At 59.7% G+C, this 7315-nt stretch carries 8 protein-coding genes and 1 pseudogene; 2 read left to right on the forward strand and 7 right to left on the reverse strand.

Annotated features, from left to right (window positions below; all coding sequences use genetic code 11):
- Positions 1-141: 141 nt before the first annotated feature.
- From ACVWXC_RS13060 to ACVWXC_RS13090, 7 genes are all read right to left on the reverse strand, one after another.
- Positions 142-507 (reverse strand): hypothetical protein, encoded by a 366-nt coding sequence (locus ACVWXC_RS13060; protein WP_011433539.1) that lies wholly within the window; start codon positions 505-507, stop codon positions 142-144.
- A 37-nt stretch (positions 508-544) separates the two neighbouring features.
- Positions 545-2209, reverse strand: coding sequence for a hypothetical protein (locus tag ACVWXC_RS13065; protein ID WP_457393213.1), 1665 nt, complete (start codon positions 2207-2209; stop codon positions 545-547).
- A 276-nt stretch (positions 2210-2485) separates the two neighbouring features.
- Positions 2486-3361, reverse strand: coding sequence for a shikimate dehydrogenase (locus tag ACVWXC_RS13070; protein ID WP_011431504.1), 876 nt, complete (start codon positions 3359-3361; stop codon positions 2486-2488).
- A 35-nt stretch (positions 3362-3396) separates the two neighbouring features.
- Positions 3397-3900 (reverse strand): hypothetical protein, encoded by a 504-nt coding sequence (locus ACVWXC_RS13075; RefSeq protein WP_011431503.1) that lies wholly within the window; start codon positions 3898-3900, stop codon positions 3397-3399.
- A 67-nt stretch (positions 3901-3967) separates the two neighbouring features.
- Positions 3968-5200: a response regulator gene (locus tag ACVWXC_RS13080; protein ID WP_457393211.1), complete on the reverse strand. Its 1233-nt coding sequence runs from the start codon at positions 5198-5200 to the stop codon at positions 3968-3970.
- A 320-nt stretch (positions 5201-5520) separates the two neighbouring features.
- The gene (locus ACVWXC_RS13085; protein ID WP_240527312.1) at positions 5521-6291 is read right to left on the reverse strand and encodes an SIMPL domain-containing protein; all 771 of its coding nucleotides are present in this window, start codon (positions 6289-6291) and stop codon (positions 5521-5523) included.
- Positions 6292-6294: 3 nt separating this feature from the next.
- Entirely contained in the window at positions 6295-6480 is a 186-nt protein-coding gene (locus ACVWXC_RS13090; protein WP_041438644.1) for a hypothetical protein, read from the reverse strand.
- A 191-nt stretch (positions 6481-6671) separates the two neighbouring features.
- Between ACVWXC_RS13090 and ACVWXC_RS13095 the strand changes: the two genes are divergently transcribed.
- Complete coding sequence (locus ACVWXC_RS13095; protein ID WP_041438641.1) at positions 6672-6947, forward strand: DUF4404 family protein; 276 nt, start codon at positions 6672-6674, stop codon at positions 6945-6947.
- Between the two features lie 30 nt (positions 6948-6977).
- Positions 6978-7315 (forward strand): annotated as a pseudogene (locus tag ACVWXC_RS13100) (hypothetical protein); the annotation flags it as partial.

The raw sequence follows: 7315 nt of genomic DNA on the forward strand, positions 1-7315 counted from the left end.
ACAACTCTTTGCCGCAAATCCAAAGAATGAGTCGGCATTCCTTTCTCTCCTTCCTCTTGAATACCTGTACCCTATTTTAAATTAAAAGGCTGTAACGCCGATCCCCGTCTCGATGAGGGAGAGGAGATAGGGCTCAAGCGCCTAAGTTTCGACTCTGTGGGCGCGCAAGAGCAAGTTGGTTCCCAAGTCCTCTTGGGCTGCCCAAAAGGCGCAAATCCACCACGAAACCTCGTCTTGGCGATAAATGCCACAGGTGAAAGGATAAGGTTGCAAAATATTCGCCATCTGCGCTAAGGCCGGAACTTCCGCCATGTAGTCGGCCCACACTTGGGGATCCAAGGCTTCGTAGGTGAAATCGGAAGGAAAGAATGTGCAACTGGATTCCAGGCTGGGCCGGTTGGTCAGCAACAATTGAGCAGGATCTGAGGATTCACAGCCCAAGCGATCCCCGATCTGAAAGGTCAGTTGAAACAGGCGGTTAATCAGATCAAATTGCTCAGGGCTCATAAGTTCAGAATTCCTAACTTTCAGATTGGGATGGGCGTTAGAGTTGACAGGTGCGACGGCTGCGCTCCAGCTCCGGCTCGATCCAGGAGAGGGCGAAGTGACTCACACAGGGCAACTGCGGGAAGCGGCGGGCCAGCTCTGCTGTTTGGGTTTCCAGGCTGGGGCGTTGCCGCTGGGCTTGTCCCCATAGACCGGCAATGGCCGGGCAGACAAAGGTTTGGGGAGAGGCCACAGCCAGGACCTGCTCCACCTGCTGCGCCACACAGGAGCTATCCTCGCACTTGGCATAAGCCATTGGGTGCCATTCCATACCCGGATCAAAGCGGTCCCAGGGTTGCAGACGAGCGTCAAACCCTTCTCCTACTGCTTGGTTGCCTTCTGGGAAGAAGACAGCCCCCACCGGGATCCCAAGGCTTTGGGCCGGTTGGGCAGCTTGCCGTAGGTAATCGAGGATCCCGTAGCGGGCAAACTCGACGCTGAGCTGCCAGAGCTGCTGCTGCCAGCGCTCCTGTCGGAAAGCGGCGCTGGGTGTCGGAGAGGGGGTGGGATTCGCCGACGGCTGGGAATCCTCGTTTGCAAGGCTTGAATGTAGATCTTCGTTCCCGCCTGCTCTGCCTTGGGCCATCCCGTCCCATAGCTCTGGAGAAAGCGGCCGCTCCCCGCTTGCGCTGGGCCTGGGATCCCCTGGCTGACGCCACTTGGGCTCTTCGCCATAGGTGGCGTCCAGGTGGAGCACATCCGCCACTGTCACGTAGCCCTGGCTGAGGTAACGCTCCAGCAAGGCTCGGCCTGCCGCGTTTTCTGCCAAATCCAGGTAGGCTTGCCGGGCCGCCTCCCCATGGATCCAGAGATCCCGGACGGTAGCTGCCAGGCTGGATCCCCCAGAGCCGCGGGGATAGCGAATGTAGTCGAAGAGGATCCCATCCGGCTGCCGCTGCAGGATGCGGCGGATCAGCTCGGCAAAATCCCGGCGCGCCACGGGATGGAAGGGATCCACAAACACCTCATCCGGGCTGCCCAAATCTTCCAGAAGGGCCGTTGCCGGATCCAAGACGGTGGTGAGGCCACGGCCGTTGCGGGCCAAGACTGCCTGACGATCCGGTCGCTGTCCGTAGCTGTAGCCAAAATTGAGGGAAAACACCCAGGCATAAGCCGAAAGCCCTCGCCGTCGCGCCGCCTTGAGGGCCAAATCCAACAAATCGGCGTTGGGCTGTAGGCTGGGCCAGATCCCGCCCCCACCATCTGGCAAAATGGAGCGGCCATCGCAAAACGTCTCGATAAAGACGCGGTTGTAGCCCAGGTTCACCACCTGGTCAAACACCTGATCCAACACGCCCGGATTGGCATCGCAGGGATGCAAGCGCACCCAAATGGCTTGGATTTGCGGCCAACGGCGGCTACGGCAGGCGATCAAGGCAGCGCGATGTTCTGCCAAAACTTGGTTGTATTCAGCTCGGGCGGCATCTGACTGGGCGGCCCGCTGGCGCAGTTGGGCCTTGCGCGCCACTTCCTCAGGCGGCTGCCGGCAGAAGGCGTCGAGGGATCCCCTCTGTTCCCCCCTACCCTGCAACCCGGAATGGCCGGGCCAGAGGAATTGGGCCTGGGCGGCGATCCCGGATCCCAGGAGTATCAGCGCGCTGAGCACGCCCCCCAGCCAACGGATCCCGTATTTTTTCCACCGTTGCCTCAGCACTCCCGACACTCTCAACCTCTACTGAGAATGGCTTCAATCCTATCCTCTTTCTCCTCTAAAGATCGGCAAATCAAAAGCAATTGTTCCCGCTCGAACAAGCTCAATCAAGCTCATTTAACTTCGAGCCCGTTGTCCTGAAACTTCTCGCACGACTGTGGGCTTCTCAGCGCGGAGAATAACATTGCAGGAAGCTCGATCGTTTACCGATTTCAACAGAGTGAGGAGCCTATCTTTGTAGCAAAAAATACGGCTCTGTTTGAATTCAAGACTCAGCCAAGAGGACAACTAGGAGTTGGGATCCCCGATCTGGGCCAACTGCTGCCGGGCCGCCTGCCGCATCACCTCTACCGGCACGAGCTTGCCCCCCAGCCAGAGGGAGAGGGCTTTGGCCCCCTGGTGGATCAACATTTCCAGGCCGCCAATAGGGGTGTGGCCCAGCTCAGCAGCCATGCGCAGCAGCGGTGTGGGATCCGGCACATAGACCAAGTCATAGACAGTGGCGCCGGCGGGCAGAAGGCGCAGTTGCTCCCAGCTGAGGGGAGACAGCTCAGCAAGGGATCCCGGCTTATGCATGCCCACGGGGGTGGTGTTGACCAAAAGCCGCGTCTCAGCCAGGTGGCGATCCAGTTCTGCCCAGCTCAGCGTCTCCACCTGCGGCCAGGTCTGTTGCAAGGCACGTAACTTCTCAGGGGATCGCCCGGCCACCCGCACTGGCCCCAGCCCCAGCTCCAAACAGCCCTGGATGGCCGCCCGCGCCGCCCCGCCGGATCCCAGGATCAGGGTGGGGATCCCTTTCTCCAGGCCCAGCAAAGGCTGGACAAAGCCGTCGATATCGGTGTTGGTGCCGCCCCAGCCTCCCTCCGGCAGGGCGTAGACCGTGTTCACCGCTCCCACCGCTGCCGCCCGCGCTTCCACCTGGCTGAGCAAAGGCAGAATCGCCTGCTTGTGGGGAATGGTGACATTAAACCCCCGCACGCCGATGGCCGCCAGGCCGGCCACCGCCACCGCTAAGCGCTCTGCCGCCACCGGAAAGGGCACATAGCAGTAGTCTTCTCCCATGGCCGCCAGAGCGGCGTTGTGCATCGCCGGGGATAGGCTGTGGGCCACCGGATCCCCGATCAGGCCCAGCAACTGTGTGCTTCCCGAAATCCGCCTGTCCACTCCAATCCCAACTCCAAATTGTCTGCGAGTCTCGGCTATCGAGATTCCGACTCCACGCGATCTAGAGTTTGCCGGTAGCGCTGCCGCCAACTGGCCAGGGATTCCTCGGAAATGTGATCGATTAAGTTGCTGATCTCTCCCAGAATTTGGTAGGCGCGGTCAAAGCTTTGGCGGGTGCGCTCTTCTTGATCTGGTTGGCGCGCCTGCACCATGTACAGGCTCATCTTGATGGTTTGCAGCCGGTTTTTGCCCAGATCCTCCAGCATTTCGCGAATCTGACCGATGGCCTCCTGCCGCACTCGGCGCTGCCGCCGCCGCAACAGCCAGAACAGAATGCCGTGGATAACCCCCACCACGGTGGCGCTGACTGCCGTTGCCATTGCTACGGAAAGAGCGCTGCGGCTGGCCACCCAACCGCTGAGCAGGATTACGCCTATCCCCACCGCTGTCAGGATCAGCTCGATGTTGTCGAGAAACCACCTTCTTGCTGACTTCCAGGTAGCGGATCCTGCTCCTCGGCCCTGAATAGAATTGAACATCGCTGTTACACCTCTCCCCCACCCATTCTGCTCAAGCCAACCTGATGGCAAACTTTGGGGATCGGACTTACCGGCGCAGTCGCCATTTTCCGCGGCCCAGTTGACGCTTTAGACGACGCCGCGGTTTCCGCCGGCGGATCCACAAGGGCCTCTGAGAGCGGGATCCCGCTGCAGAGGTTTCAGATCCAAGCCTGCCAACCCTTTGGCTTAGCTCTTGGTTTTGTTGCCGCAACTCTTCGAGCTGCCGGAGGTGAGTTTCCAACTCCTGGCGCAGGTTGGCATTTTCTTGTTCCAGACGTTGCAGAGATTTCAGCAGCTCTGAAGACTCCGTCCCCCTGACACGGTCGGAAACGAGGATGGGATGGGGAGCAGTCACCACCGAGGTGTGGACATTTTTGCTGTCTCGCAGGGCTTGGGCAGCCCGTCGCAACAGGGCCACCCCCTTGGGATCGTCCTTATCTGTGAGCGTGGCCGCCCCAAATTGAAGCTGCACCGGCAGCGCTTGCCCATTCACCACAAAGGGATCCTGGATCAACCGCTGGCAGCAGCGCTCGGCAGCGATCTGGGCAGCGGCCAGAGTGCTCCCCGGCAGCACCACGATAAACTGGCCCTCGTCGTAGCAAAAGAGATCATCCCCCTCTCGCAAATTGTGGGCCAAGCGACCCGTAAACAGCTTGAGAAGAGCAGCCCGACCGCCGGCCTCCAGTCCTTGCCCCAGAGCAGCGAGGTTGGCCAAGCGCAGCACAAACAAACTGAGGGGATCCGATTGGGCACGGGCTTGGGCCACCCGCAACGGCAGGCGAGTAACCAGATCCTGCCGATTGCCCAAAGCAACCGAGCCAGAAGGAGATGAGACTTGTTTTTGTCCAGTCTGGAGCAGATATTGCTGGCGGCGGCTCTCCACAATGCGCAGCCCTGCCCGCACCCGCGTCAGCAGCTCCGCCGCCTGAAAAGGCTTAGAAAGAAACTCGTCGGCTCCGGCTTCTAAAGCCCGCTCCATGTTGTCGTTGCCCTCGCGGGCGGTCATGAGGATGTAGTACACCCAGGCATATTCGGGCGCTTGCCGCAACTGCCGGCACAGCTCTAGGCCGTCGAGAGCGGGCATGACCCAGTCGGCAATGATGAGATCTGGAGTTCGGCGGCGGATTTGTTCTAGGGCAGAAAGGCCATCCAGGGCATAGGAAATACTACAGCCCTGCTTGCCGAGAAAATTAGAGAGCATTTCCGCCACCATGTAGCTGTCATCCACGATCAGCACATGGGCCCGCAAGCTGCTGGCTTCGCCTTTGCTAGCGCCCAAGCTTGCCTGAGGGCCTTCAGACGTACCAGTGGCAGCAGCGCTCTCCAAATTGGGATCCACGGGCAAGCCAAAGCCAGATGAGAAGGAAATCCGGGAAAGCAAACTTTCCAATGGTTTTCCATCGCCATTCTAGACGTAGGGATTGGCAGCCACTACCTAACTTTGCCGGGTTATTTTTTTGAGATTTTTGAAGTTTCGTAGTCATTCCCAACCCGAGGAAGAGGCTTCTAGGCGCTCCTCCCTCTCCCAGGGGGAATCCTTCTCTGCCCCAGCGAGAGGGAAGGCAGGGTTCGACGCGACTTCATGGCCGCCACAGGAACCTAGAAACGAATCTCGAGCGTGACTTGGGCGCGCACGGTTTGTTGTCCTCCCTCCACTGGCGTGGAGGCTGCCTGTAGGCGAGCATACTCCGCTCCACCCATGCCTGCCAGAGGAACTGGCGGCGCGATGTAGCCCTCGCTGTGAATTTGGATGCGCTCCACGGAACGGCTGCTCAGGTTCAAGGCCCTCAACACATCGTTGGCTTGACGTTGGGCATCTTCTACAGCCTGCCTTAAGGCACGGCTGCGCGCCTGCAGCAAGGTGGCCTCGTCGGCCCGGAAGCTGACTGATTCCACCTGGGTAGCTCCGGCGGCCACGGCTTCATCCAGCACTTGTCCGGCTCGGGCTATGGGCACCTCAAATTGCAAGCTGTTCTGCCCCTGTACCCCGCTCAGGCGGGGTGGGCTCTGCTGGTAGTCGTATTGGGGATAGAGGGAAATGCCGGTGGTCTGCAGGGCGCTCACCTGCAGCTCCTTGAGGCGGTTCACCAGCCGCTCCGAGCGCTCGGCCACCTGTTGCTGTACCGATTGCGCCGTCTCCCCTTGGAGCACCACCCCCAGCCGGATTACCGCAATGGAGGTTTCCACCGCAACAGATCCCTGGCCGGTTACCGTCAAAGTTCGGGATCCTTCACCGGGACTGGCCATCGCTCCTCCATTGCTGCCAAGCCCATTCCACACCAATAAGACCAGCGCCAGTCCCAAAGCCAGCCAGGGCATTCCCTTCAAGAATCCCAACTGCTCTTTTTTCCAGCCCTTGCTCCCTTCCATGCTTCATCCCCAACTTACTCCCACCGCTCTTCCATCTGGCTGGACAAAAGCCCCAGCCACCAGTGCCCTAGCCTCACCCAGACGTTGCGTTGCTGCCCACCGCTGCAACAGCCCCTGGCCCTGTCTAATTCCTAGGAACAGGGCAACGGCAACTGCTGCCCCCAGCAGGGCCAATGCCAGCTCAGACATAGGGATAGACAGCAAGGCTACTGGCCATCCTAATGAGAGTTGCTCCAAGGTTGGGATCCCTGGCTGCAAAAGTTAACCTTTGCCGCCTCAGCCACCCCCAAAAGAGCGATCTCCGCTCCTGCCCATAGGACGTATGATCGAGTCAGCGTGGTCAAAACTTGATTTATTGATTTGTTAAGGTCTTTTTGAGAATGGCCGAATCAAAACTGCGACAACTGCTGCACGATCTGGATGTTGAGCTGCAAAAAACCTCCGGCTTGGATGAAAGGCAGCGGCAGCACATTGCCGCCATCCGCCAGGAGGTGGAAGCCGTGCTGGCAGAGCTGGGATCCCCAACCAAGGGCCAACAAAACCCAGGGCGCAAAGCTCGCATTGGGGAAGCGCTGGCACTGTTTGAAACCTCTCACCCCAACCTCACGCTGATCCTGGAGCAGGTGATTGACACATTGGCAGGAATGGGTTTGTAGTTCCCGCGGTGGGTATCCAAGGGTTTCAGAATGAACGGCCAAGACCGCTTAGATCGAGTAGAACAACTCCTAGCTCAGGCAGCCGAGCAAACTGCTGCTAACAGCCGCGAGATCCAAGAGCTGCGCCAGGCCATTCGGGAAAGCCACGCCGAGCTGAGCGAGCAAAACGCCGCCCGCAGTCGAGAAATCGAGCAGCTACGCCAGGCCATTCGGGAAAGCCACGCCGAGCTGAGCGAGCAAAACGCCGCTCGCAGCCGGGAAATCGAGCAGCTACGCCAGGCCATTCGGGAAAGCCACGCCGAGCTGAGCGAGCAAAACGCCGCCCGCAGTCGAGAAATCGAGCAGCTACGCCAGGCCATTCGGGAAAG

The sequence above is a fragment of the Thermostichus sp. OS-CIW-20 genome (assembly GCF_054061455.1).

Bases quoted from the DNA above. Each gene is read 5' to 3' on its own strand.
- ACVWXC_RS13095 (WP_041438641.1), top strand. From the start codon at position 6,672: ATGGCCGAATCAAAACTGCGACAACTGCTGCACGATCTGGATGTTGAG.
- ACVWXC_RS13075 (WP_011431503.1), bottom strand. From the start codon at position 3,900: ATGTTCAATTCTATTCAGGGCCGAGGAGCAGGATCCGCTACCTGGAAG.
- ACVWXC_RS13060 (WP_011433539.1), bottom strand. From the start codon at position 507: ATGAGCCCTGAGCAATTTGATCTGATTAACCGCCTGTTTCAACTGACC.
- ACVWXC_RS13090 (WP_041438644.1), bottom strand. From the start codon at position 6,480: ATGTCTGAGCTGGCATTGGCCCTGCTGGGGGCAGCAGTTGCCGTTGCC.
- ACVWXC_RS13085 (WP_240527312.1), bottom strand. From the start codon at position 6,291: ATGGAAGGGAGCAAGGGCTGGAAAAAAGAGCAGTTGGGATTCTTGAAG.